22 protein-coding genes and 1 pseudogene are annotated in these 22,962 nt (G+C 67.9%); 12 read left to right on the top strand and 11 right to left on the bottom strand.

Going from position 1 to position 22,962, the window contains the following annotated elements:
* Positions 1 to 384 precede the first annotated feature (384 nt).
* Together ctaD and G3I60_RS07175 are read left to right on the top strand one after the other, a co-directional pair.
* The gene (gene ctaD, locus G3I60_RS07180) at positions 385 to 2,100 is read left to right on the top strand and encodes a cytochrome c oxidase subunit I (protein WP_164606858.1); all 1,716 of its coding nucleotides are present in this window, start codon (positions 385 to 387) and stop codon (positions 2,098 to 2,100) included.
* An 18-nt stretch (positions 2,101 to 2,118) separates the two neighbouring features.
* Positions 2,119 to 2,463, top strand: a complete 345-nt coding sequence (locus G3I60_RS07175; protein WP_164606856.1) for a hypothetical protein — start codon at positions 2,119 to 2,121, stop codon at positions 2,461 to 2,463.
* Between the two features lie 916 nt (positions 2,464 to 3,379).
* Here G3I60_RS07175 and G3I60_RS07170 read toward each other — a convergent pair.
* Positions 3,380 to 3,523 carry a hypothetical protein gene (locus tag G3I60_RS07170; RefSeq protein WP_164606854.1) on the bottom strand — a complete coding sequence of 48 codons (144 nt, stop codon included), beginning with the start codon at positions 3,521 to 3,523 and terminating at the stop codon, positions 3,380 to 3,382.
* A 290-nt stretch (positions 3,524 to 3,813) separates the two neighbouring features.
* Between G3I60_RS07170 and G3I60_RS07165 the strand changes: the two genes are divergently transcribed.
* From G3I60_RS07165 to G3I60_RS07140, 7 genes are all read left to right on the top strand, one after another.
* The gene (locus G3I60_RS07165) at positions 3,814 to 4,464 is read left to right on the top strand and encodes a carbonic anhydrase (RefSeq protein WP_164606852.1); all 651 of its coding nucleotides are present in this window, start codon (positions 3,814 to 3,816) and stop codon (positions 4,462 to 4,464) included.
* A gap of 754 nt (positions 4,465 to 5,218) precedes the next feature.
* Positions 5,219 to 5,479, top strand: coding sequence for a hypothetical protein (locus G3I60_RS46725; protein ID WP_331284069.1), 261 nt, complete (start codon positions 5,219 to 5,221; stop codon positions 5,477 to 5,479).
* Positions 5,480 to 5,485: 6 nt separating this feature from the next.
* Positions 5,486 to 5,851 (top strand): hypothetical protein, encoded by a 366-nt coding sequence (locus tag G3I60_RS07160; RefSeq protein ID WP_331284070.1) that lies wholly within the window; start codon positions 5,486 to 5,488, stop codon positions 5,849 to 5,851.
* Positions 5,852 to 6,163: 312 nt separating this feature from the next.
* Positions 6,164 to 7,366 (top strand): globin domain-containing protein, encoded by a 1,203-nt coding sequence (locus G3I60_RS07155; protein ID WP_164606850.1) that lies wholly within the window; start codon positions 6,164 to 6,166, stop codon positions 7,364 to 7,366.
* Positions 7,367 to 7,424: 58 nt separating this feature from the next.
* Positions 7,425 to 7,829, top strand: a complete 405-nt coding sequence (locus tag G3I60_RS07150) for a cupin domain-containing protein (protein WP_164606848.1) — start codon at positions 7,425 to 7,427, stop codon at positions 7,827 to 7,829.
* The gene (locus G3I60_RS07145) at positions 7,829 to 8,257 is read left to right on the top strand and encodes a hypothetical protein (protein ID WP_164606846.1); all 429 of its coding nucleotides are present in this window, start codon (positions 7,829 to 7,831) and stop codon (positions 8,255 to 8,257) included. The genes G3I60_RS07150 and G3I60_RS07145 overlap by 1 nt, the downstream gene beginning before the upstream one ends.
* Positions 8,258 to 8,511: 254 nt before the next feature.
* Positions 8,512 to 8,958, top strand: a complete 447-nt coding sequence (locus tag G3I60_RS07140; protein ID WP_164606845.1) for an Rrf2 family transcriptional regulator — start codon at positions 8,512 to 8,514, stop codon at positions 8,956 to 8,958.
* 169 nt (positions 8,959 to 9,127) lie between these two features.
* Here G3I60_RS07140 and G3I60_RS07135 read toward each other — a convergent pair whose 3' ends face one another.
* The 7 genes from G3I60_RS07135 to G3I60_RS07105 all read right to left on the bottom strand — a co-directional run bounded on the left by G3I60_RS07135 (position 9,128) and on the right by G3I60_RS07105 (position 17,901).
* Entirely contained in the window at positions 9,128 to 9,436 is a 309-nt protein-coding gene (locus tag G3I60_RS07135; RefSeq protein ID WP_164606842.1) for a hypothetical protein, read from the bottom strand.
* Between the two features lie 428 nt (positions 9,437 to 9,864).
* A complete protein-coding gene (narI, locus tag G3I60_RS07130; RefSeq protein ID WP_164606840.1) occupies positions 9,865 to 10,584 on the bottom strand; it encodes a respiratory nitrate reductase subunit gamma in 720 nt (239 codons plus the stop codon).
* Positions 10,581 to 11,279 carry a nitrate reductase molybdenum cofactor assembly chaperone gene (gene narJ, locus G3I60_RS07125; RefSeq protein ID WP_164606838.1) on the bottom strand — a complete coding sequence of 233 codons (699 nt, stop codon included), beginning with the start codon at positions 11,277 to 11,279 and terminating at the stop codon, positions 10,581 to 10,583. The genes narI and narJ overlap by 4 nt, the downstream gene beginning before the upstream one ends.
* A complete protein-coding gene (gene narH / locus G3I60_RS07120; RefSeq protein ID WP_164295532.1) occupies positions 11,276 to 12,934 on the bottom strand; it encodes a nitrate reductase subunit beta in 1,659 nt (552 codons plus the stop codon). The genes narJ and narH overlap by 4 nt, the downstream gene beginning before the upstream one ends.
* Positions 12,934 to 16,665 carry a nitrate reductase subunit alpha gene (locus tag G3I60_RS07115; RefSeq protein ID WP_164606836.1) on the bottom strand — a complete coding sequence of 1,244 codons (3,732 nt, stop codon included), beginning with the start codon at positions 16,663 to 16,665 and terminating at the stop codon, positions 12,934 to 12,936. Before G3I60_RS07115 ends, narH begins: the two co-directional genes overlap by 1 nt.
* Before the next feature lie 246 nt (positions 16,666 to 16,911).
* A complete protein-coding gene (locus G3I60_RS07110; RefSeq protein ID WP_164606834.1) occupies positions 16,912 to 17,244 on the bottom strand; it encodes a cupin domain-containing protein in 333 nt (110 codons plus the stop codon).
* Between the two features lie 510 nt (positions 17,245 to 17,754).
* Entirely contained in the window at positions 17,755 to 17,901 is a 147-nt protein-coding gene (locus tag G3I60_RS07105; protein WP_164606832.1) for a hypothetical protein, read from the bottom strand.
* A 336-nt stretch (positions 17,902 to 18,237) separates the two neighbouring features.
* Here G3I60_RS07105 and G3I60_RS07100 point away from each other — a divergent pair, with 336 nt between their 5' ends.
* From G3I60_RS07100 to G3I60_RS07090, 3 genes and pseudogenes are all read left to right on the top strand, one after another.
* Positions 18,238 to 19,155, top strand: coding sequence for a nitroreductase family protein (locus G3I60_RS07100; protein ID WP_164606955.1), 918 nt, complete (start codon positions 18,238 to 18,240; stop codon positions 19,153 to 19,155).
* Between the two features lie 256 nt (positions 19,156 to 19,411).
* A complete protein-coding gene (locus G3I60_RS07095) occupies positions 19,412 to 20,599 on the top strand; it encodes an MFS transporter (protein ID WP_164606953.1) in 1,188 nt (395 codons plus the stop codon).
* Positions 20,600 to 20,659: 60 nt separating this feature from the next.
* A pseudogene (locus G3I60_RS07090) lies at positions 20,660 to 21,130 on the top strand (IS5 family transposase); the annotation flags it as partial.
* A gap of 179 nt (positions 21,131 to 21,309) precedes the next feature.
* On the opposite strand, the gene G3I60_RS07085 reads toward G3I60_RS07090, so the two are convergent.
* The 3 genes from G3I60_RS07085 to G3I60_RS07075 all read right to left on the bottom strand — a co-directional run bounded on the left by G3I60_RS07085 (position 21,310) and on the right by G3I60_RS07075 (position 22,896).
* A complete protein-coding gene (locus G3I60_RS07085; protein WP_164606830.1) occupies positions 21,310 to 21,489 on the bottom strand; it encodes a hypothetical protein in 180 nt (59 codons plus the stop codon).
* Positions 21,486 to 21,713 carry a nucleotidyltransferase domain-containing protein gene (locus G3I60_RS07080; RefSeq protein ID WP_164606828.1) on the bottom strand — a complete coding sequence of 76 codons (228 nt, stop codon included), beginning with the start codon at positions 21,711 to 21,713 and terminating at the stop codon, positions 21,486 to 21,488. Before G3I60_RS07080 ends, G3I60_RS07085 begins: the two co-directional genes overlap by 4 nt.
* A 160-nt stretch (positions 21,714 to 21,873) precedes the next feature.
* Entirely contained in the window at positions 21,874 to 22,896 is a 1,023-nt protein-coding gene (locus G3I60_RS07075; protein WP_203672452.1) for a DUF317 domain-containing protein, read from the bottom strand.
* Between the last annotated feature and the right edge of the window lie 66 nt (positions 22,897 to 22,962).

Below are 22,962 nucleotides of genomic sequence, written 5' to 3'. Positions count from 1 at the left end.
TCGCATACGCGCCTGCGGCACCTCTTGACGAGCGGCTCGCCTCACACCGCGAGGGACTCGTCGAAACCTCCGGCTCCGGCCGCGGCGACACCAGCAACGACCACCCCCGCCGAAGCCCGCACGGTCAGCAGGCCAGACCTGGACAGCCTCACCAAAAGATGGCGCGCACACCCGAACGGCCCACTCTCCGAGCCGACAAGAACCCACGGTCACCCATCCCCCTCCGACACGAGGGAACTTGATCCGCATCACCCGCGCTGACGCGCGACCGCCCCGGATTGCGCCAAACGAATGATTCATTTCATTCCGCCGCATGTCCGCAGCGGATAGGGGGGGCACACAGCGGACACTGCCCAGGTTCCGTAAGGCGGGAGGGAGACCAATATGGCGGTGCAGACCGAACCGATCGGAGCACCAAGGCCGGCGACGCAACGAGGATCCGCGGTCGTGCAGTGGCTGACCACCACCGATCACAAGAAGATCGGCTCCCTGTACATGACCACGTCGTTCGCCTTCTTCCTGCTCGGCGGAGTACTGGCGCTGGTGATGCGCGGTGAGCTGGCGCGTCCGGGGCTACAAATCATGTCGACGGAGCAGTTCAACCAGGCGTTCACCATGCACGGGGCGATCATGCTGCTGATGTTCGCCACCCCGCTGTTCGCCGGCTTCACGAACTGGATCATGCCGCTACAGATCGGTGCCCCCGATGTCGCCTTCCCCAGACTGAACATGCTCGCGTACTGGCTCTACCTGCTCGGATCGCTCATCGCCGTGGGCGGCTTCCTCACCCCGCAGGGCGCCGCGAGCTTCGGCTGGTTCGCCTACGCGCCGCTCAACGACGCCCAGCACTCGCCGGGGGTCGGCGGCGATATGTGGATCATGGGGCTGGCGCTGTCCGGGTTCGGCACAATCCTGGGCGCGGTCAACTTCATCACCACCATCCTCTGCATGCGCGCCCCCGGCCTCACCATGTTCCGTATGTCGATCTTCTGCTGGAACGCGCTGCTGACCAGCGTCCTGGTGATCATGGTGTTCCCGGTGCTCGCCGCCGCGCTGCTCACCCTGGAGGCGGACCGCAAATTCGGGGCGCACGTCTTCGACGCCGCCAACGGCGGAGCACTGCTGTGGCAACACCTGTTCTGGTTCTTCGGCCATCCCGAGGTGTACATCATCGCGGTGCCGTTCTTCGGCATCATCACTGAGGTCATCCCCGTCTTCTCACGCAAGCCCGTTTTCGGCTACCTGGGTCTGGTCGGAGCGACCATCGCGATCTGCGGACTGTCGATGACGGTATGGGCCCACCACATGTTCGCGACCGGCGGGGTGCTGCTGCCGTTCTTCTCCTTCATGTCGTTCCTGATCGCGGTGCCGACCGGGGTGAAGTTCTTCAACTGGATCGGCACCATGTGGCACGGCTCCCTCAGCTTCGAGACGCCCATGCTGTGGGCGGCAGGCTTCCTGATGACCTTCTTGTTCGGCGGACTGACCGGGGTGCTGCTGGCCTCCCCGCCAATCGACTTCCACGTCACCGACAGCTACTTCGTCGTCGCCCACTTCCACTACGTGGTCTTCGGCACCGTCGTGTTCGCAATGTTCTCCGGCTTCTACTTCTGGTGGCCTAAGTTCACCGGGAGGATGCTCGACGAGCGCCTGGGGAAGATCCACTTCTGGACACTGTTCGTCGGCTTCCACACCACCTTCCTGGTCCAGCACTGGCTGGGAGCGGAGGGCATGCCGCGCCGCTACGCCGACTACCTCGCCTCCGACGGCTTCACCGCCCTCAACACCGTCTCGACCATCGGGGCGTTCCTGCTGGGCCTGTCCACCCTGCCCTTCCTCTACAACGTCTGGAAGACCGCCAAGTACGGCGAGAAGGTCGAGACCGACGACCCGTGGGGCTACGGCCGCTCACTGGAGTGGGCCACCTCCTGCCCACCGCCACGGCACAACTTCCTCACCCTGCCCAAAATCCGCTCCGAGTCCCCCGCCTTCGACCTGCACCACCCCGACATCGCCGCCCTCGAGGGACGGTACGCCGGCGCCCGCCACGGCTCAGCCTCCGCACAGGCAGACGGCCAGAACAACGGCGCCAAGGACTGAGGCGGAGACGGTACGCGGATGGACAGCCCACGGGACATCGCCGCTGGCATCGCCCGGCTGGAAGGACACCTGATCCGCCAGGCGGAGATCCACAACGCGCAGGCCGAGGCCGAGGCGTTCGCCGACCGCATGCCGTGGCTGACCGATACCCAGCGCGACGAGATCGTCCGCCTGTACGCCGATGCCCGCCTTGATGTCTCTCTCAGGGTCCTGCGGCAGGTCACGGTCCGTTGCCACGAGCTGCGGGCCGAATACACCACCCGCTACGAACAACTGCGTCTACGGCTGCTGTGTACCTGCGTCGCCCTCACGCTGGGGGCATTCTCTTTGTGCGGCTGTGTGGTGTTTCTGACCGTCGGCTGACGCCAGCCCTCTTCATTGGGGGGCTGTGACTCGACAGCGACCAGTTATCCACTGCGACCGCGCTGGACTGCAATGACTCTCGACGCGTCGCCAAAGCCAGGGAGACGTCCTCGGGCCCAACTGGTGGTCGGCGCTGTCCGGGTGCTTGGCGATCAGGCGGGCCAAGCGGTGCTCGTACTCCTCGCCCATGGCCGCATCATGCCGTCGGCCTCGGACAACGCTCACGAGGCGTCGTGCCGGATGGGCGAGCTGGAAGCTATCGGGCTCGTGACAAGGGGGGTCTTCCGGCTGCCATACGCGTTGGTGGATTCGACGCTCGCTGTCGCCCCACGGCGGGCCGGTGTGGTCCGCGGCTCCGATTCCCGCCCGGGGGCGGGGGCGCGTCAGTTTCCCTCCTGATCCCCCGAGTGGTCAGGGCCTTCGTGGTACCGGGCGGCGTTCCTTCCGGGCCGGGTCGGGTGGTGGACTGGTGGGGCTGCCGGACCGGTGGGCCCAACCACGGTGTGCCGGTCCGGCAGCCCGGAAGCGCGACGCCGGTGGCGTCTGCGGGCTCCTTGGGGGGTGCGGTGCGGGGGCGGCGGGGGCCGTGCTCGCACCGCGCGGTCAGCGGGCCCGCCAGGAAATGCCGACGGGCGAGGATCATCCATTCCTCGTCCCTCTGGCCGGGGACGGATCGTCCAGCTCCCACTGCTGGGCAAGCTCGGTGAGGATCGGCTCTAGCTCGGGGTTGGGAACCGTTTCACTTCCACTGCACTGCACCCCGATGACGGGCGCGAGCCGCATCGTCATGGTCACGCCGGGTTCAACGCCGCCTGGGCCGTCCGGGTTACTCAGTTGGCGGGGCCGGATTCCTTCAAGGCGGCGCTGGCCTGGTAGGCGTCCAAGACCAGCGCGAACTCATCGAACGCCACGGCTATCACTGACTCGGCGTGGCCTGCTGGGCCGCCGGGGCCCGACGGACGGCGAGCTGGGCGGCGCCGCGGGCCACGCTGGCCTCCCGTTCCGCGTCGCCGAGGCTGTCATCGTTCAGTGCCGCCAGGACCTGCCGCCACAGCGTCACTGGACGCTCCCGTCCCTGGGCGACGGCACCACGGGCGCCGCCCGTCCGCCGGGGCCTGCATCCGCGTCGGTGTCGCCCATCTGCTCCGGCTCGGGCGGCGGCCGAACGGCCCTTCCTGGCCGGGCAGCGCACCCAGGGCCGGTGCGCCCTTGGCGCGGTGATACCCGTAGACAATTCATCCATTCTCCCCGCTCACCGGCCCGGAATGCCGCCGGCAGCCTGACAGGCAGCGAAGTCTGTTCGGCGCCCCGGGCTGCGTGGCGACGGCGGCCTCCTCATAGGCTGCCTGCATGGCATCCACTCCTGTCTCTCCTGCCCAAGCTCTCGACGCCCTGCTCACCGGGAACCAGCGTTTCGTGGCCGGTGCCCCGCAGCACCCGAACCAGGACGCCGCCCGGCGGGCCGAGCTTGCACCGGTCCAGAAGCCCTTCGCGGTGCTGCTCGGGTGCTCCGACTCGCGGCTGGCCGCCGAGATCATCTTCGACCAGGGGCTAGGGGACCTGTTCGTGGTCCGCACCGCCGGCCACGTGCTCGGGCCGGAGGTCCTGGGCAGCATCGAGTACGGCACGAGCGTGCTGGACTGCCGCCTCGTCGTGGTCCTCGGACACGACTCCTGCGGCGCCGTCGCTGCCGCCCGCGCCGCTGTCGAAGACGGGCTGCCGGCCATCGGGTACGTCCGGAACATCGTTGAGCGCGTCACCCCGAGCGTGCTCACCGCCCGCGCGGCGGGCCTCACGGCGGACAGAGACCTGATCGACGCGCACGTACAGCACACCGTGGACCTGCTCCTGGACCGCTCCCGTATCCTGGCCGACCAGGTCGCCGCCGGACACGCCGGCGTCGTCGGCCTGGCCTACCAACTCACGGAGGGCAGCGCCCGGCTGGTGGTCACCTCCCACGGCGTCTCCACCACGGCAGCCTCCACCGCGGCTACCGGTTGACCGCCTCTGACGCGGGCAGCGTCCATACGCCGACAGCCTCAGAGCGGCGACGATGACTGCCCATTGGGGCCCGGGCCCTGGTGGTCACGCTTCGACATTGCGACAGGCTAGCGACCGGCCCAGACGAGCAACAGGGCTTAAGGAGCAATGTGGAGGGCGAGTTGATGTCTTGGCCGCCAGCTGATTCATAACGCCACGAAAGCGGACCTGACGCCGGTTAGCGTGATCAGAAAGGCTCTCGCCACCGCGTCCCAGCCCGGGAAGGACCGCCCGCATGAGTAGGCATGCCACCGCATGCGTGCACAGTTTTCAGCATCGCCGATTTGACCGGCTGCAGGGTTGTGGTCCTTCTGGCCGGACGCACCCACGCATCCGGCGACCCGCACCGTCCGGAAGACGTCCCTGAGGTCATGGGCTTACACCTTCAGGATTCCGACATCCCCGCCCTCGCAGCCCAGGCCGGGTTCGATTCGGATGCGTTCCACCAGCAGCCGCGCGGGCTCAAGCAGCCAGATCGTCGACAACGACCTGGAGGTCGTCTCCATGCTCGCGACCCGGGCCCGTACTCTCTACCTGGGAACGGCTGAACTACTGCTGGTTCATCGATCCGGCCAAGGCGTTGTGCCTGCGCTTGGCCGGCACTCCCGACGCCGACCGGCCACTTGCCGACATGTGTGACTCCGCACGCTGTCCCCAAGCCACGCACCATCCGTGCCACCGGCCAGCGTGGGAGGAATCCCGGGAGACCGCCAAGGTGTTCATCGGCGGCCTCAGCCGCCGGCAGAAGATCGAGCGGACCCGGCTGGAAGTCAGCGTGAGCCGCGCCGAGCGGGTGCTCGCTGAGATCGACCAAGCCGCAAGCAGGAGCGGCGGGGAAGGACGCCATCTGATGGGACGGATCAGCGACAGCGACCGCGCGCGCAACGAGGACGCCATCCGAGCAGCCATGGACCGGCTCTTGCGCGGGGAGTTCCCGCCGGGCGGCGAGTGCGATCTCAAATCCCTGGCTCTCTAGTCCGGCGTGATCCGGACCGGCTTCTACCCGAAGAAAAGCCGGGACGGCACTCCTCGGCCGGGCCCCTACCAGCACCTGGCCGAGGAGTTCGAGCGGCGCCTTGTTGCTTTGCGGCAGGCCGGCGAGATCATCGACCCATGGGCCGCGCAGATCGAACGGCTCAAGACCGAGGTCGCCGAGCTCAAGGACCGGGTCACCAAGCGGGACGAAGTCGTCGCCGCGCTCACCGAGTTCAAGACCGTCGCCATCTCTCGACTCGCTGCACAGCATGACGAGATCATCCGGCTCCGGGAACAGGCGGCTGCCCTCGGCAACGTTCGCCGCCTGCCTGCCGCCCGTGGTGGGACGGCGCCGTACGGGTCGTGCAGCTGAGCACAGTCGCGAAGCAGGGGCAGGCCGCCCGGTTGAAGAATGTGACCGCATCGGTGGATGTGGCGCTCCCCACAACCAATAAGTGGCATCCCAGTTGCGTATTTAGATATCGTCGCAGTGCACGGTCGGCAGGGTCGGATGCGGCGGTCACGGTCGCCGGATCGTCGCGGAGCGTGCGGCAGTCTCACTGCGTGACGCCCGGTATCCCCCCGCCGGGGCTGCTGGTGTGTCGAATGCCGTTCGAGGTCTGTCGCCTGCCCCGGGGCGGGTGGTGTCACAAATGCGAATATCATCTACCTCTTTGGAGTCGGTGTGCTTTCCGAGCAGTCCCTTCCGGTCGTCCGTGCCACGCTGCCCCTCGTGGGCTCGGCCATCGGCGAGATCAGTGAGCGTTTCTACTCCCGGATGTTCGCGTCCCACCCGGAGCTGCTGCGGGATCTGTTCAACCGCGGCAACCAGGCTAACGGGGCGCAGAAGCAGGCGCTGGCCGGGTCCATCGCCGCGTTCGCGACCGCTCTGGTCGCTCACCCCGAGGCCCGGCCGGATGTGATGCTGTCACGGATCGCCCACAAGCACGCCTCGCTCGGGATCACTTCGGACCAGTACAAGATCGTCCACCATCACCTGTTCGCAGCGATCGCCGAGGTCCTCGGCGACGCGGTCACGTCCGAGGTAGCAGCCGCCTGGGACGAGGTGTACTGGCTGATGGCCAACGCCCTGATCGCGGTGGAGGCCCGGCTCTACCAGGAGGCCGGTGTCACCGAGGGCGATGTCTGGCACCCCCTGCGGGTGAGCGGACGCTGTGAGGAGACACCGGACACGGTCTCGTTCACTCTGTGCCGCGCCGACGGCCGGCCTACGCAACCGTTCCTGCCCGGCCAGTACGTCAGCGTCCAGGTGCAACTGCCGGACGGGGCGCGGCAGATCCGCCAGTACAGCCTCTCCCACTCCCCGGGTCACCCGGACTGGCGGATCACCGTCAAGCAGGTGCGAGGGAAAAGCGGTGCCGGGCCGGACGGGGAAGTCTCCTCCTGGCTGCACCAGCACCTTCGAGTGGGTGACACTCTCACGGTGTCAGCACCGTGCGGTGGGCTGACGCTGCCCGGCGGTGACGGCCCGCTGCTGCTCGCCTCCGCCGGAATAGGCAACACCCCCATGCTCTCCATGCTCGACCACCTCGCGGCCACCGGATCCAGTCGTCCGGTGCTGATCGCACACGCGGACCGCTCCCCGTCCGATCACCCGCACCGCGAAGAGACCACCCGGCTCGCGGACAGGCTGCCGCACGCCGCACTGCACCTGTGGTATGAGGAAGCCCACGCCGAGATGCCCGGCGCACGGGAGGGACGCACCAACGTGGGACTGCTCGACCTTCCAGACGGCCTGACGGCCTTCCTGTGCGGGCCCCTGCCGTACCTGAGGGCGGTGCGCGGCGCCCTGCTGCAGGCGGGAGTACCGGCCGCGGACATCCACTACGAGATCTTCGGCCCCGACCTCTGGCTCGGCAGCAACTGACAGCCGTGGACTCGCGCGCCGCCACCGAGAACGGCGCCTCCCGCCATTGGAGAATCCCATGACCGCTCCATCGCCCGAATCCGCCGCGGTGCCCCACATGCTGTGCGACGTGTCGCGACTGGGCCAGGACCGCGACGCCGGCAGTAAGGGCGCGCTCTGGCGTCTGGATGTGCCAGAGCGTCAACTCGATGCCAATCTCGTCCGTCTCCCGCCGGGTGAGCGCATCGACTGGCACCGCGAACCCGATCTCGATGTCCTCCTCCTCGTCACCGCAGGCGAGGGCGTAGCCGATACCGGGCAGGGCACCCTCCCCCTGGTGGCGGGGGTTACGTTGTGGCTTCCGCACGGCTCGGCGCGGGCCCTCGCCGCGGGTGCCGGCGGCCTGACCTATCTGACCGTGCACCGGCGGCGACCGGGACTGCGGATCGGCGCACGCCCTGCCGACGCGCAGGCGGGCGCCTGATGACCCCGGGCACCGCCGTTGCTGCCGCCGCGGCCTTCGTCTGGCTGGGTATGTTGCTGGCCATCTCGTTCCTGGAAGCACCACTGAAGTTCCGCGCGCCCGGCGTGACCGTACCCGTCGGGCTGAGCATCGGCCGACTCGTCTTCCGCGCGCTCAATACGGTCGAGGCCGTTCTGGCGCTCACCGTGATCACCGCGATCACCACCACGACCCCACCGGTGGCGGTGACCGCCACAGCCGTCACGGTTGTGGTGCTGCTCGCCGTGCAGCTCACGGTGATCCGCCCTCGCCTGAACCGCCGCTCCGACCGGGTCCTGGCCGGGGAGAACCTGCCCCGCTCACGCGGACACCTGTACTACGTGACGCTGGAGGCCGCCAAGGTCATCGGCCTGACCGCACTCGGCATCAGCGCCCTGGCCGCGCGATAGGGCGCCGCAGGGTGTGCCGTCATGGACGAGAGGACGGTTGTCCCGCACCCGGCAGGCGGCCGGTCCCTTGGGTCAGCGGCTCCTCGCGCATGGAGATGGCCGGCAGTTGCGGCAGTCGCGCCCATTCGGCGCCGGCGTGGGACGACACCCATCGAGTGAGGGCTTCTGCATGACCTTGAGTGCGCCACCGCACGGGTGACGCACACCACAAAGCAAATTCGGAGTTCAGGATGCGTATTAACTAGACTGGGGTCGTGCGACTGACCAAGGGAACCGATCTGGCGCTGCGTGTCGCGATGCGGCTGGCGGTGCTGGAAGAGAATGCGGCGCCGACCACGCGTGAGGTGGCCGATGCCGTGGCCGCGTCCTACAGTCACGCCGCGAAAGTCGTCGCCCGCCTCCAGCATCTGGGTGTCCTGGAGGCGAGGCGCGGGCGGGGCGGCGGCCTGTCCCTCACCGAGCACGGGCGCCGCCATTCGGTCGGCCGCTTGGTGCGCGACTTGGAAGGCACGGGCGATGTGGTGGGCTGCGAGGACGATCCGCCGTGTCCGCTCCGCGGCGCCTGCCGGCTGCGCCACGCCCTGCGGGCTGCGCAGGAAGCCTTCTACGCCGCCCTGGACCCGATCACTGTTGAGGATCTGGTGGCCGCCCCGACTGGCCCTCTTCTCCTGGGCTTGTCGCCGCTCCGCACGATGAACTGAATCCACTTGTCGTCCCCCGCCACTGAACACGCCAGGAGCATGTCCTGCGTCATGGCGCTGACAGGCGGGGCTGCGGGCGTGCTGGGAGGGAAGACGGGTAGTGGAGTGCCCAGTTGCCCAGGGGATCGGGGCGTGTGGCCGCCGCCCGGACGCTGTCTGAGTGTGGCGTTCAAAGCACCGGGCGGGAAGGCGGAGGGCCAGCAGCGCGCCGGTGAAGTCTCGCATCGGCATCAGGCGGGCCGAGGGCGGTGACGAGTATGCCGTAGCGGGTGGCTGTTTCTGGGGCGGTGATCCAGGTGAGGGTTCCGGCGGTGCGGTCCAGGCGTGCGTGGTGGCGCGCCTCGGCATCGGCTGTCAGGTGCGGCATCCGCTGCTGTCCGGCGATGTCCGGCACGTGCAGGCGTGCGCCCGCAGCGTGTGCGACGGTCGCCATCTCGGCCACGATCGGTTCGAGCACCGGCCGGCCGGAGAACGGCATCCGGCTGGAGTGCCGCTGCGCGATGGCCTCATAGAGTCCGAGGTCCCGCGGTTGGCCGTCCGGGGTGAGAGGGCCGGTCCGTCGTACGGCGGCCGGCAGGCCGGGGTCGTGCGGTGGTGTGGCAGCGGAATCACGGCACTGCTCTCCGCACACCGGGCAGGCCGAGACGGCCCTGCCGGTGAGGAGCCGGACGACGGCCAGGCCATGTGGGGGCTTTCGTCCTGGGCGGTCCTGGTGTGCAGGCGGGACGTCGGACGACGGAGGTGAGGATCATGGCCGGAGCCCGAGAATCCGCTGTTCAGGCGGCGCGGCCCGCTGACCGTGCCCTGGAGGGCCGGCTGCGGCTGTTCGGCTTCGCCGAGCGCCCGGCAGGGGGAAGCAAGCGGGAGGTTCTTGCCACGGTCGGTGGTTCTTGGCCTTCGCGGGTGTCAGCCCACCCGGTCCCAGCCGCGGCGTGGTTGATGGCTGCCGAGCTGTGTGACGTCGCGGCTGCGGTAGACGATGTAGGGGCGGGTGAGGTAGCCGAGGGGGGCGCTGAACACGTGGACGAGCCGTGTGAAGGGCCACAGCGCGAAGAGCGCCATGGCGAACAGGCCATGGAGCTGGAATCCGAGCGGCGCTTCGCCCATGAGTTCAGGGTGGAGGTCGAATCGGAAGATCCCGCGGAACCAGACCGAGACACCGTCCCGGTAGTCGTAGTGCTCGAAGACGTTGGCCGCCACCGTGTTGAACAGGCCGAGGAAGATCACCACGGCGAGAAAGAGGTACATCACCTTGTCCATCCGGGTGGTGGCCGAGAAGACCGGGCCAACGGTGCGCCGACGGTAGATCAGGATCACCATCCCGACGACCGTGGCCAGCCCCGCCAGCGCCCCGACCGAAAAGGCCAGGAAGTGGTAGATCCCCTCGGATACACCGACCGTTTCGGTCCAGGACTTGGGGATGCCCAGCCCGATCACGTGGCCGAAGAACACCCCGATGATCCCGAAGTGGAACAGGGGACTGCCGATCCGCAGGAACCGGTTCTCGTAGAGCTGGGAGGAGCGGGTGGTCCAGCCGAACTTGTCGTATCGGTAGCGCCACAGATGTCCCAGGACGAAGGCCGTCAGGCAGATGTAGGGGAAGACCACGTACAGGAACTGATTCATGCGCGGGCTCCTGGGAAGGTGGGCATGGGCAGCGGTGTCGTCTCCCGCGACGCGGCAGGGCTGAACTGGGGGTTGGCGAAGGGTGCGAGTCCGACCTCTTCTTCGGGCGGTCCCTCTGCGGCGAGGCGGCTCACGGCGTCCCGTTCGTCCCCGCGCAGCGGCGGCAGGGTCGCGGTGACGGCTGCGACCAGGCGGGCCCACGGGGAGGCCATGTCCCGCAGCGACAGCCGTAGCAGTTCAAGACCGGCCCGGTGGTCGAGCATCAGCCCTCGGCCGAGCTCCTGGTCAACCGTCGCGGCGAACTCGAGCACGACGCACAAGTGGTCGGGCAGCTCCGCATCGTCGAGCGTGAAGCCGGCGCGCAGGTAGACCTGCTTGAATCGAAGCAGAGCCATTCCCCGCTTGCGGGTGTCCCCGTGGGCGAAGTAGGTCAGGAACAGGTTGCAGCGTCTGCGGTTGTCGAAGGTCTCGACGTACTTCGCCTGCAGCTCCGCCAGTGGCGTGGCCTCCAGCTGTTCCACGGACTCGCGAATCGTCCCGCCGAGCGCCGGGGGCAGTTGTCCGATCGCGGACCGGACCAGCGCGATCCGTCCGGTGAGCTGTTCGTCCGGGTAGTCCAGCAGGAGGGAGACCGACTGCCACACGATGGTCAGCTGGTGCGAAGCCAGCGCAGGCTTCGCGCGGGCTTTGCTCACGAGTCCGACCCCTTCGAGGGGAAGAGCCCGGAGGGAGAGCCCCTGCCGTCCCAGTTGAGCAGGTTGACCCGTTTGCCCTTGTCGTCGGGGCCGGCCAGGGAGTCGGAGGTCTGCCGGTCCTGCAGCATCTGGAAGTTCTCCACCGCGATCGGCGTCGGGGCGCCCGATCCTTCCCCGAACGGGCCGGAACCGCCCATCCCGGGCCCGCCCTCGTAATCGAGCGAGCACTCCGTGGCCAGCTCTTCCAGGGAGTGGGCCTGCTCGGCGTGGGCGGACGGGATGACGTAGCGCTCGTCGTACTTCGCGATCGCCAGCAGGCGATACATGTCGTACATGTCCTCTTCGCTCATCCCGACGGCGGCGGGGATCGAGGCGTCGGGTTCACGGCCCATGTTGATGTCGCGCATGTAGCAGCGCATCGCGGCGAGCTTCTTCAGCACGGCGTCCACCGGCGCGATGTCGCCGGCGGTGAAGAGCTCGGCGAGGTACTCGACCGGGATCCGCAGGGCGTCGATCGCGGCGAACAGATTGCCTTTGTCCTCGGCGTCCTCGCCGGTCTCCTTGACCACATCGACGACTGGGGACAGCGGCGGGATGTACCAGACCATGGGCATGGTGCGGTATTCCGGATGTAGCGGCAGTGCCACCTTGTAGGTGGTGATCAGGGCATGGATCGGGGAGCGCTGGGCGGCGTCGATCCAGTCGCGGGCGATGCCGGCCTGCTCGGCCGCGCGCACCACCTCGGGGTCGGACGGGTCGAGGAAGACGTCACGCTGGGCCTCGTAGAGCCCTTGGTCGTCGGTGGTGGACGCGGCCTCGAGCACCTTGTCGGCGTCGTACAGCATCAAGCCGATGTAGCGCAGCCGGCCGACGCAGGTCTCGGAGCAGATCGTGGGCTGCCCGACCTCGATGCGGGGGAAGCAGAAGGTGCACTTCTCGGCCTTGCCGGTGCGGTGGTTGAAGTAGATCTTCTTGTAGGGGCAGCCCGAGACGCACATCCGCCAGCCACGGCACTTGTCCTGGTCGACGAGGACGATGCCGTCCTCCTCGCGCTTGTAGATCGCACCGCTGGGGCACGATGCGGCGCACGAAGGGTTCAGGCAGTGCTCGCAGATGCGCGGCAGGTAGAACATGAAGGTCTGCTCGAACTCGAATTTCACCTTGTCGGCGATCTTCTTCAGCAGCGGGTCCCGGTGGCCGTTGAGTGTGGAGCCGCCGAGGTCGTCATCCCAGTTGGCCGACCACTCGATCTTCATGTCCTTACCGGAGATCAGCGACTTGGGACGCGCGACCGGCGTGTGCTCCTGAGCTGGCGCGTCGGTGAGCGTGGAGTAGTCGTAGGTCCAGGGCTCGTAGTACTCGTTGATCGAGGGAAGCTTGGGATTGGAGAAGATGGTCAGCAGCTTCTTGAACCGGCCACCGCCCTTGAGTGTGAGCCGGCCCCGCTTGTTGAGCGTCCAGCCGCCCTTCCACTTCTCCTGGTCCTCGTAGGTGCGGGGGTAGCCGAGCCCGGGCTTGGTCTCGACGTTGTTGAACCAGATGTACTCCGTGCCGGAGCGGTTGGTCCATGCCTGCTTGCACGTCACCGAGCAGGTGTGGCAGCCGATGCACTTGTCGAGGTTCATCACCATCGCCATCTGTGCCATGACTCTCATCAGTAGGTCACCTCCTGCGAGCGCTTGCGGATGACGGTGACCTCGTCGCGCTGGTTGCCGGTGGGACCGAGGTAGTTGAACGCGTAGGTGAGCTGGGCGTAGCCGCCGATCAGATGTGTGGGTTTGACCAGCAGCCGGGTGAGCGAGTTGTGGATGCCTCCGCGCTTGCCGGAGGTCTCGGCGATCGGTACGTCGATGAGCCGGTCCTGTGCGTGATACATGTACACCGTTCCCTCGGGCATCCGGTGGGACACGATCGCCCGGGCGACCACGACGCCGTTGCGATTGACCGCCTCGATCCAGTCGTTGTCCTTGATTCCGACCTTCGCGGCGTCGCGGTCACTCATCCAGATGTTCTGGCCGCCCCGCGAGAGGGAGAGCATGAACAGGTTGTCCTGGTATTCGGAGTGGATGGACCATTTGTTGTGCGGGGTGAGGTAGCGCACGGTGAGCCCTTCGACGCCCTGGCCGTCGGAGCCGTCCGAGACGTTGCCGAGGGAGGGCTCGGCGAACAGTGCCGCCATGTTCAGCGGGGGCCGGTAGACCGGCAGTCCCTCGCCGAGCTCGGCCATCCAGTCGTGATCGAGGTAGAAGTGCATACGCCCGGTCAGCGTGTGCCACGGCTTCTTACGCTCGACGTTGATGGTGAAGGGCGAGTACCGCCGGCCGCCGCTCTCCGATCCTGACCACTCCGGTGACGTGATCACGGGCACGGGCGGGCCCTGGGTGTCGGCGAAGGTGATCTGTTTGCCCTCGTGCTCCTCGGCGAGGTCGGCCAGCCGCACGCCGGTGCGCTTCTCGAGCGTTTTGAACCCTTGGGTGGCAAGCGCCCCATTGGTGGTGCCGGACAGCGTGAGGATCGCCTCGCAGACGTTCACATCACGCTTCAGCGACGGCCGGCCTGCCGCCGCACCGGTCCGGACCGTGCCGTTCTTGCGCCGCAGGTAGTCCACTTGGGCGCCGAGCTCGAAGGTGACCCCCTTGGTGGTCGCGCCGAGTGTGTCCACGAGCGGGCCGAGTGCGTTCATCTTCTCGGCCACGGCCCCGTAGTCGCGCTCGACTTCGACGAGCCTGGGCATCGTGACCCCGGGGACCGGCTCGCACTCGCCCTTCTTCCAGTCCCGCACGATTCCGTGCGGGTTCGCCATCGCGTCCGAGGTGTCGTGGGTGAGCGGAACGGCCACCACATCCTTGCGGACTCCCAGCCGGGTGGCGGCGAGCTCACTGAACTTCTCGGCGATCGTCTGCCAGGCATCCCAGTCTGTGCGGGTCTGCCAGGGCGGCGCGATGGCCGGGTTGAAGGAGTGCACGAACGGGTGCATGTCTGTGGTGTTGAGATCGTGCTTCTCGTACCACGTGGCGGCGGGCAGCACGACGTCGGAGAAGATCGTGGTGCTGGTCTGCCGGAAGTCGATCGTCATCAGCAGGTCGAGCTTGCCCTCGGGGGCCTCGTCGTGCCATTTCACGTCGACCGGACGTCGGTCCTGCGGCGTCTCGGTGGCCCGTACCGAGGAGTCGGCGCCGAGCAGATGCTTGAGGAAGTACTCGTTGCCCTTGCCGGACGAGCCGAGCAGGTTGGCCCTCCAGATGGACAGGATGCGCGGATAGTTCTCGGGGGCGTCCGGGTCCTCCCCCGCGAACTCCAGGGCCCCCGATTTCAACTGCTCGACCACGTACTCGCCCACCGGGATCCCCGCCGCGGCGGCCTGGTCGCTCAGGTCGAGTGGGTTCTGGTTGAAGGTCGGGTAGGACGGCATCCAGCCCATGCGCGCGCTCTGCGCGACTACATCGGCGGTGCTCATTCCCGCGAGCTGCCCGCTGCCCGTCTTGGCGGACAGAGTGTCGGCACCGAACTGGTCGTAGCGGAACTGGTTGGTGTGGAGGTACCAGTACGCGGTCTGGATCATGTTGCGCGGCGGCCGGTTCCAGTCCAGCGCGTTGGCGATCTGCGTGTAGCCGGTAAGCGGCCGGACCTTCTCCTGGCCGACGTAGTGCGCCCAGCCGCCGCCGTTGACCCCCTGGCAACCCGTCAGGTTGGTGAGGGTGAGGAACGCCCGGTAGATCGTGTCGGAATGGAACCAGTGGTTGGTTCCGGCACCCATCACGATCATCGAGCGTCCCTTGGACTCCTCGGCGTTCGCGGCGAACTCGCGCCCGACCCTGGCCGCCGTGGAGGCCGGGACACCGGTGATCGTCTCCTGCCATGCCGGAGTGTAGGGCGACTCGGCGTCGTCGTACCCGGTGGCCCATTCTCCCGGAAGGCCGTCTCGGCCAACGCCGTACTGCGCGAGCAGCAGGTCGTAGACGGTGGTGACCAGGTGGCCGTCGACCCGCCGGACCGGCACACCGCGCGGCAGATCGGCCGCCGCACCGTCGGGGGTGTCGAAGCGCGGGAACCGGACGAGCACGCTCTCCTGCGAGGTGTCGATCAGCGTCAGCTGGGGGTCGACGTCACCGAGTTCCAGATTCCACTTGCCCACACCGGCCTCGCCGTAGCGGTGCCCCAGGGAGCCGCCCGGAACAGTCGGCTGTCCTGTCCGCGCGTCAACGAGCACGGTCTTGAACGCGGCGTTCTCCTCATGCTGGTGCGCGGCGAGGTCCGAGGCGGTGAGGAACTTGCCCGCCGTGTACGTCTTCTCGCCGCTCGCGCCCGGTCCGGCTGCTTCGTCGAGCCGGACCAGGTACGGGAGGTCGGTGTAGGTCTTGACGTACTGCGTGAAGTACGGGGTGTGACGATCGACGAAGAACTCCTTGAGCACGACGTGGCCCATGGCCATGGCCAGGGCGGCGTCGGTACCTGGCTTGGCCGGCAGCCATTCGTCGGCGAACTTCACGTTGTCGGCGTAGTCGGGGGCGACCGCAATGACCTTCTGGCCGCGGTACCGGGCTTCGGTCATCCAGTGCGCGTCCGGTGTGCGCGTCACCGGCAGGTTGGAACCCCACATGATGAGGTAGCCCGCGTTCCACCAATCCCCGGACTCCGGGACGTCGGTCTGGTCGCCGAACACCTGGGGCGAGGCCACCGGGAGGTCGGCATACCAGTCGTAGAAGCTCAGCATCGAGCCGCCGATGAGGTTGACGAACCGGGCGCCGGAGGCATGGGAGACCATCGACATGGCCGGGATCGGCGAGAAACCCGCCACCCGGTCGGGGCCGTACTTCTCGATGGTGTGCACATGGGCCGCCGCGATGATCTCCGCAGCCTCCTCCCAGGTGGCGCGGACCAGACCACCCTTGCCCCGCGCGGACTTGTACGCCCTGGCCCGCAGCGGGTTCTCGACGATATGCGCCCACGCCCGCACCGGGTCACCGTCGTGCTGCGACTTCGCCTCACGGAACATCTGGAGCAGAACACCCCGGACGTAGGGGTAGCGCACCCGCGTCGGCGAATAGGTGTACCAGGAGAAAGCCGCGCCGCGCGGGCAACCGCGGGGCTCGTACTCCGGCGAGTCCGGGCCGACCGAGGGATAGTCGGTCTGCTGGGTCTCCCAGGTGATAATCCCGTCCTTGACGTAGACCTTCCAGGAACAGGAACCGGTGCAGTTGACACCATGAGTAGAGCGGACGACCTTGTCGTGGCTCCACCGGTCCCGGTAGAAGTCGTCGGCATCACGACCCCCGGTCTGCGACAGCGTCCTCAGATCGGCGGAGACCGTACCCCGGGTAAAGAACCGCCGACTGCGTACCAGGGCATCTGCCAAGACCCCGTCCATCCCGATGTCCTTGCTCATAGTGCTCCCTGCCCTTGCGCGTGCGGCGGACGGTCATCAAAGCCTCGGCAGGTGTGCAGGGCTCAGTGATCGCTGGTGTCGAAAGCCGATCGGATTCGAGCCGGTCCGGCCACGGAGGTCGCTCATGGTCAACAAGGCTCCTACGCCTTCCGCCATGCGAGAACGCACTTCCCCGCATCCGAGGCGGGGACAACCGCGCCAGGACAGTCGCTCAGCGCCCTCCCGCCGGCTGCACCGATGCCGAGCTCACCGATGCTTGACAACAGTGAGCAGAACAGCGGCTCTCTCGAGTGCCTCAAGGCTGTGCCGGACCGGCGGCACAACAATCATGTCGCCGCTCATCCCGTCCCACGACGCCTCGTCACTCTGCAAACGCACCCGCCCATGCAGCACGAACAGTGTGGCCTCGCCAGGATTCTCGTGCTCCGTGAGCGACTTTCCCGCCTCCAGCGCTACGAGCGTCTGCCGCAGCACATGCTCGTGACCGCCGTACACGGTCTCCGCGCTACGCCCCGATGCTGCCGATGCGGCGCGTTGCAAGTGCTCGCGAACCTTGGCATCCAGCGAGAACTTCTGCATAGCGCCGAGTCTGTCACTCATTGACTGATCGTCAATGCCTGGCGCGACGCGTCGCCGCACAGGACCGTCCGCAGGCCCGCGGGGACTGACAACCCCGATTCGGCGCCTCGCGGGCCTGCCGCGCGTCCCACGGGTGAGTACGCAGGAGCCGTTCGCGGGGAAGGTTGCCGGTTTCCGGATGCGCGCCGCGCACCGGGTGGAGAACGGACCCAGCAGCCGGGGTACGTCCTGGACCCCCGTCCCGCGCTGTTTCGGCCGGGCCGTGAGCGGACGGGTAAAGCGCACACCAGGCAGCGGGACGGGGCGCGACGCCTACGAACCGATTGCCGTCGCAGCAGCGGCATTCTTACTCCGGCGCTTCAAGGAGGCTGACCGGGCCGGGCCGCTCCTACCGGCACGGTTACCCAGCCATTCCGGTGTCTGGTCGACGTGCCCGCCGCTACGTCGCGCGTGTCCCGACGACAGGAGCGGGGGAGCGAGACGCAGCGCGTGCGTGCCCGGGGACGGATGTCAGTGCAGCCCTTCGTACAGGCGGTCACGGAGCAGCATGAGCGCCTGGAGGTCGGCCACATCCGCCAGATCCTGCAACAGGATACGGATGAGCTGGTCGTCGCCGGCGCGGGCGGCTTCCACGATCGCCTCGACCAGCTCGATCACTGCGACGGACACCCGTGGTGAACGGGGGGCCGGCCCAGCCTCATCCAGTTCCGGTACCGCGCGCGTCGTCCCCCGCGCCGGTTCGTCTGTCATGCCCGGTCCAACGAGCCGTGGTTCTTCAGGTCACGCGGCCGGGCACAAGCGGGCGCCCGGCCTCCCCGAGTCGCAGACGGGCAGTATGGGCGCCCGACCGGGCCGCGTTCTACTGTGGGTAGGAGGCTCCTGTCCCGATGTGGATTGCGGTGGGTTCCCATTCCCTGCGGAGGTGTTCCAGGGCAGCATGTCGATCCCGGAAGGGTGACAGTCCTGGTCGAGGACGCCACAGCGGCCCCGTCGATGCACAATGCTCAGCCATGGCGATTTCGCTGGCACTCATGGCGTCGTGTGATGGAGCTCCGTGCCGATACGGCACGGGCGATGCCGCACGCCGACCCGGACAACAGGGCTCTGCATCTGGGCTGTGGTGCGGCCTTGTTCAATCTGCGGGTCTCCGCAGCCCATGCCGGCCGTGAGCCGTTCTGTCGGTTGCTGCCCGATCCTGCTGACCAGCTGCTGCTCGCCACGGTCCGCCTCGATGAGCCACCGTCCGACAGCTCCGCTCTGAGCATCCTGCGCCCGGCCATTCACCGCCGTCACACCAGCCGGGACCCTTTCACGGAGCAAGAGATCCCGGAGGCAGTGCGGCGTGAGCTGCGCGGGGCGGCCCGTGCGGAGGGCGCCGATCTTCTCTTTCCCGGTGTCTGGCACATTCAGTCGCTCCTGGAGCGGGTCCAGGACGCCGAGGGCCGCGACAGCCTTGAATCCGCCAACCGTGAGGAGACCGAGAGCTGGATCCGCACCGGCCCTGACGCGGCACTCAGTATCGACGGCGTGCCGGATTACGCCTTCGGCCCCGTCCGGCACGACGGTAGAGCTCCGGTACGTGACTTCGCCGGCTGGCATCGTGTTGCAGGGCGTGCTGCGGCCACGTTCAAGGACTCCCCGCAGCTTGTCCTGCTGGGGACGGCGAAGGACCGGCCTGATGACTGGCTGCGGGCCGGTCAGGCCATGGAGCGGGTTCTGCTCACAGCCACCGCCCAAGGGCTGGCCACCTCTTTGACCTCTCATGCACTGGAGCGTCCTGATCTGCGGTGGAGCGCGCGCGATCCGCTCACTGCCATGGGGCATGTACAGATGGTGTTGCGGCTGGGGTACGGGCCCGGGGGTGTGCAGTCCCCCCGGCGTCCGGTGGGTGAGGTACTGGAATGCGTGTAGGCACCCGGACGCACGGACACCTGCTTCTAGGTCCCGGTTGGCCGGACGGGGAAGGCCGAATGGCCCTGCCACCCGCTCGGCCGTTGGCCGAATCTGAGGATGGAGCCGCTGCTGGAGGCCGGGGGCGTGCCCCAAGCCGGGCTGTGTGGCCGGGAATGAGACGGAGAGGGAAACTATGCGCCAGGTGGCGGAAGCGGCGATCGATGGGCGGCCGGACGCGGGTGGGCCGGTCCCGCCGGGTGCCCGGCCGGTGGCGATGCTGGCACTGGCCACACTGGGTTTCGCGATCAACTTCTGGGCGTGGGCTCTGCTGAGTCCGCTGGGGCCGCAGTTCAAGGACACGCTGCTGCTCAGCTCATTCGAGCAGTCGCTGCTGGTCGCGGTGCCGGTGGTGGTGGGGTCTCTGGGCCGGATTCCTGTGGGCGCCCTGACCGACCGGTTCGGCGGACGGGTGATGTTCCCGCTGGTATCCGCCGCGACGGTGCTTCCGGTGCTCTTCCTGGGCCTGGCCGGTCACTCCTCGTTCGCCGCGCTGCTGGTGGGCGGATTCTTCCTCGGCATCGGCGGCACGTCGTTCGCCGTCGGGGTGCCCTTCGTGAGTGCCTGGTTCCCGCCCGAGCGGCGTGGTCTGGCCATCGGGATCTTCGGAGCGGGAATGGGCGGCACCGCGATCAGCGCGCTCACCACGGTGAAGCTGGTCAACGCCCACAGCATGACCAGCCCCTTCCTGATCACCGCCGCCGCACTGGCCGCCTACGCGGTGCTGGCCGCCATGGTGCTGCGGGACGCCCCGGGGCGCACCGCGCCGACCGAGTCGCTCGGCCGCCGGCTGGCCGCCACCGCCCGCCTGGGCATCACCCGGCAGGCGTCCGCCCTCTATGCAGTCGCGTTCGGTGGCTATGTGGCGTTCTCGGTGTACCTGCCGACCTATCTGAAGACCGGTTACGGCCTCGGTCAGGCGGACGCGGCGAACCGCATGGCGGGATTCGTTCTGCTGGCGGTCGCGATGCGCCCGGTAGGCGGCTGGATGTCGGACCGCGTGGGACCGACATGCGTACTCGTCGCGTCCATGGCGGTCGTGGTCGTCGGCGCGACCGTGCAGGCCACCACCCCGTCACTGGCTCCGGTGGGCACCTTCGCATTGCTGGCCATGGCCGCTGCCCTGGGCGCCGGTAGCGGTGCCACCTTCGCCCTGGTCGCCCTGCTGTCCCCGGCGAACACGGTGGGATCGGTCACCGGGATGGTCGGCGCCGCCGGCGGACTGGGCGGATTCATCCCTCCCCTGGTCATGGGCACCCTCTACGGCGCCACCGCCTCCTACGCCCTGGGACTGGTCCTGCTCGCCGTCGTGGCGGCAGCGGCACTGGCCTACACCATCACCGGCGTACGCCGGGCAGCAGCCCGTCCCGCAACGCCCGACACCGCACCCTCACCCGTGCTGTGAGGGAGGAAGCCTCATGTGTGAGACGGCGTCCTACATGGTCAGTTGGCAGTTGTACTGGTCATGGGGAGTGGGCGTTGGGCGTGGATTGTTCCGGACGGTCTGTGGGAGATCGCACGGCCGTTGTTGCCGGCGGCGCGGGTGCGGCCGCAGGGCGGCAGAGTGGCGAACATCGACGAGGAGGCGGTCTTCGCCGCAATCATTTACGTCCTGGTCAGCGGATGCGCCTGGCGGGCGCTACCGCCGTGTTTCGAAGCGTCGAAGTCGACCGGGCACCGGCGCTTCGCGATTTGGTCCCGCGCCGGCGTGTGGGGCCAGCCGCACCAGAGGGTTCTCCAACTCTTGGACGAACACGGCCTGGTCGACCTGTCCCGCGCTATCCTCGACTCTGCCCACGTCCGCGCTAAAAAGGGCGAACTTGCAGACCCGAGTCCCGTGGACCGGGGCAAGCCCGGTTCCAAAATGCATGTCCTGCCCGACGCGAACGGCCTGCCCCTCCGCGTCGGACTCACCGCAGCAAATACCCACGACAGCCTCGCAGCCGCCCTCTGCTGCTACAAACGACAGTGAGGATGGGTGATGGCACCGTCTTACAGGCTCGTCATCCTTCAGCTCGACGCGCCGGACCTCGATCCCTCCGGCATTGAGTAGCTCCACCAACTTGGTCCGTACGGGCAAAGGGATCCATCGGTCGAGACCCTCGAACTGCTCAATCATCGCGTCACGCGGGCTCGGCGGGCTGTAGGGTCTGCGGTGATCGACTGCATTCGCCCCTTTGCTGTGGTCTGGGTGTCGCCGCGCGTCCACAACAGCTTCAGATCAACGCCGTTGGGGAGGGTGTTGTTCTGGTTGAACTGGAAGCCTCTCCTTGACCCTTTGAGCGCGCGCTTCATGGGCGCCATGGGATCTCGCCCGGACATGAGGCACTGACGACATCCTCGGCGAATTCGGTGTCGGCCCGGTGAACCACTGCCACATCGAGGTCGCCTGGGGCCAGTGTGCCTCGGGCGTACGAACCGAAGACGTGGACCTCGTCGACAAGGTCAAGGGGGCGAGCACCCTGCCCCAGCCGGTCGATCATCTCGCGGAGCAGCTCCGTCGCCCGTTCACGCTTCACTTTGACTCTCCTGCCATCCGTGAGCTCGTGTCGGACCCTACGGCGCCACACGGTCTGCCGTGAGTGCACTGAAGAGTGAATCTCCGATGCATTGCACGGCCTCGGTACACATCGGCTGCGCAGTCTTCTCCGCCCTCAGAGCCAGAACTCTGTTCGTCGGTCAGCGGAGCCGGTGATTTTGAGGTCTCGCGCTGATTGGCGTTGCGGTGGGGAACGTGGCGGCAGGCCGGGATACGCCCGAGCGTGGTTCTCGGCGGGTGCCGGTTGCGTGGGCGAGGGTTTGCGACAGGTCAGCCAGCAGTGGGCTGGGGGTTCGTGGAGACGCGCTGATCATCCAGGTGGGGTGGTCGAGGTTCGGGCCGGCCCAGATGGTCCAGGTGGTGAGGCTTTGGTTCGGGTGCTGTGCGGCGAAGGCGTCGAATTGGATGCCCGCGTCTGAGTCGGGGGATGTCCAGCGGATCCAGCGCCCTTCCACGGTGTGTTTCCACCCGGCGTCGGAGAGGGGCTGCGAGGCGGCGGTGACCGTCTTCTCGTCCACCGCGGTGCCGACGGTTGTGTTCCAGCCGTCGCCCGAGGCGAGGTGATCCAGGAGTTCCTGCAGCACGGGGGCGGGGGTCGAGCCGGTGGCGGTGAGGACCCACATGCGGTCGGAGACGGGGGTCTCGTAGGCGGCCACGGTCCATGCGGTCTCGTGGGCGGGGACGTCGTGGATGCGCTCGATGCGCAGGGTCTGGTCTTCGTGGATGGCGTGGGTGGTGTCGTCGGACCAGGTCCTCCACTTCTGCCAGTCGCCGTGAGCGTCGAGGAATGCATCCAAGACAGCGTCGTGATCGCTGGCATCGGCGGCGTAGGCGGGCACGATCTCCAGCTCGGGGAGGGGCGGGCCGGGCTCGACTGCCCTTGTGCCGAGGGAGGTTCGGGCCTCGGCGGCGTTGCGCTCGGTGTCGGTCATCGGTGCGGGGCCGGGGCGCATGGCGTCGCCGTGGACCTTCTCGAAGGCAACCAGGGCCTGGGCGGGCGAGTCGTAGGTGTCGGCGATCTGCCGCAGGTCGTCCTCGCCGTGGAGGTAGACGCTCTTGCCACCGCTGAGGTACGTGCCGACCGCGACGGTGGTGTGGCCGTAAAGAGGCGGAATTTCATCGGATGCATCATTCGGTGAGGTTCGGTGACGTCTGCTGACCAGCTCAGACTCACGCCGGGCATGACTCTTTCGGGTGAAGAGAATTGGCCTGGCCTCGCCCGATCTACT

Source organism: Streptomyces sp. SID13666 (assembly GCF_010548325.1).
Lineage (GTDB): Bacteria > Actinomycetota > Actinomycetes > Streptomycetales > Streptomycetaceae > Actinacidiphila > Actinacidiphila fildesensis.
Note: the sequence above shows the minus strand (reverse complement) of the source record. Positions and strands in the feature narration are given on the sequence as shown.

Bases quoted from the DNA above. Each gene is read 5' to 3' on its own strand.
- narH (WP_164295532.1), bottom strand. From the start codon at position 12,934: ATGAGAGTCATGGCACAGATGGCGATGGTGATGAACCTCGACAAGTGC.
- G3I60_RS07150 (WP_164606848.1), top strand. From the start codon at position 7,425: ATGACCGCTCCATCGCCCGAATCCGCCGCGGTGCCCCACATGCTGTGC.
- G3I60_RS07115 (WP_164606836.1), bottom strand. From the start codon at position 16,665: ATGAGCAAGGACATCGGGATGGACGGGGTCTTGGCAGATGCCCTGGTA.
- G3I60_RS07085 (WP_164606830.1), bottom strand. From the start codon at position 21,489: ATGAAGCGCGCGCTCAAAGGGTCAAGGAGAGGCTTCCAGTTCAACCAG.
- G3I60_RS07135 (WP_164606842.1), bottom strand. From the start codon at position 9,436: ATGCCGTTCTCCGGCCGGCCGGTGCTCGAACCGATCGTGGCCGAGATG.
- G3I60_RS07110 (WP_164606834.1), bottom strand. From the start codon at position 17,244: ATGCAGAAGTTCTCGCTGGATGCCAAGGTTCGCGAGCACTTGCAACGC.
- G3I60_RS07175 (WP_164606856.1), top strand. From the start codon at position 2,119: ATGGACAGCCCACGGGACATCGCCGCTGGCATCGCCCGGCTGGAAGGA.
- ctaD (WP_164606858.1), top strand. From the start codon at position 385: ATGGCGGTGCAGACCGAACCGATCGGAGCACCAAGGCCGGCGACGCAA.
- G3I60_RS07145 (WP_164606846.1), top strand. From the start codon at position 7,829: ATGACCCCGGGCACCGCCGTTGCTGCCGCCGCGGCCTTCGTCTGGCTG.
- narI (WP_164606840.1), bottom strand. From the start codon at position 10,584: ATGAATCAGTTCCTGTACGTGGTCTTCCCCTACATCTGCCTGACGGCC.
- G3I60_RS07100 (WP_164606955.1), top strand. From the start codon at position 18,238: ATGCACAATGCTCAGCCATGGCGATTTCGCTGGCACTCATGGCGTCGT.
- G3I60_RS07095 (WP_164606953.1), top strand. From the start codon at position 19,412: ATGCTGGCACTGGCCACACTGGGTTTCGCGATCAACTTCTGGGCGTGG.
- G3I60_RS07165 (WP_164606852.1), top strand. From the start codon at position 3,814: ATGGCATCCACTCCTGTCTCTCCTGCCCAAGCTCTCGACGCCCTGCTC.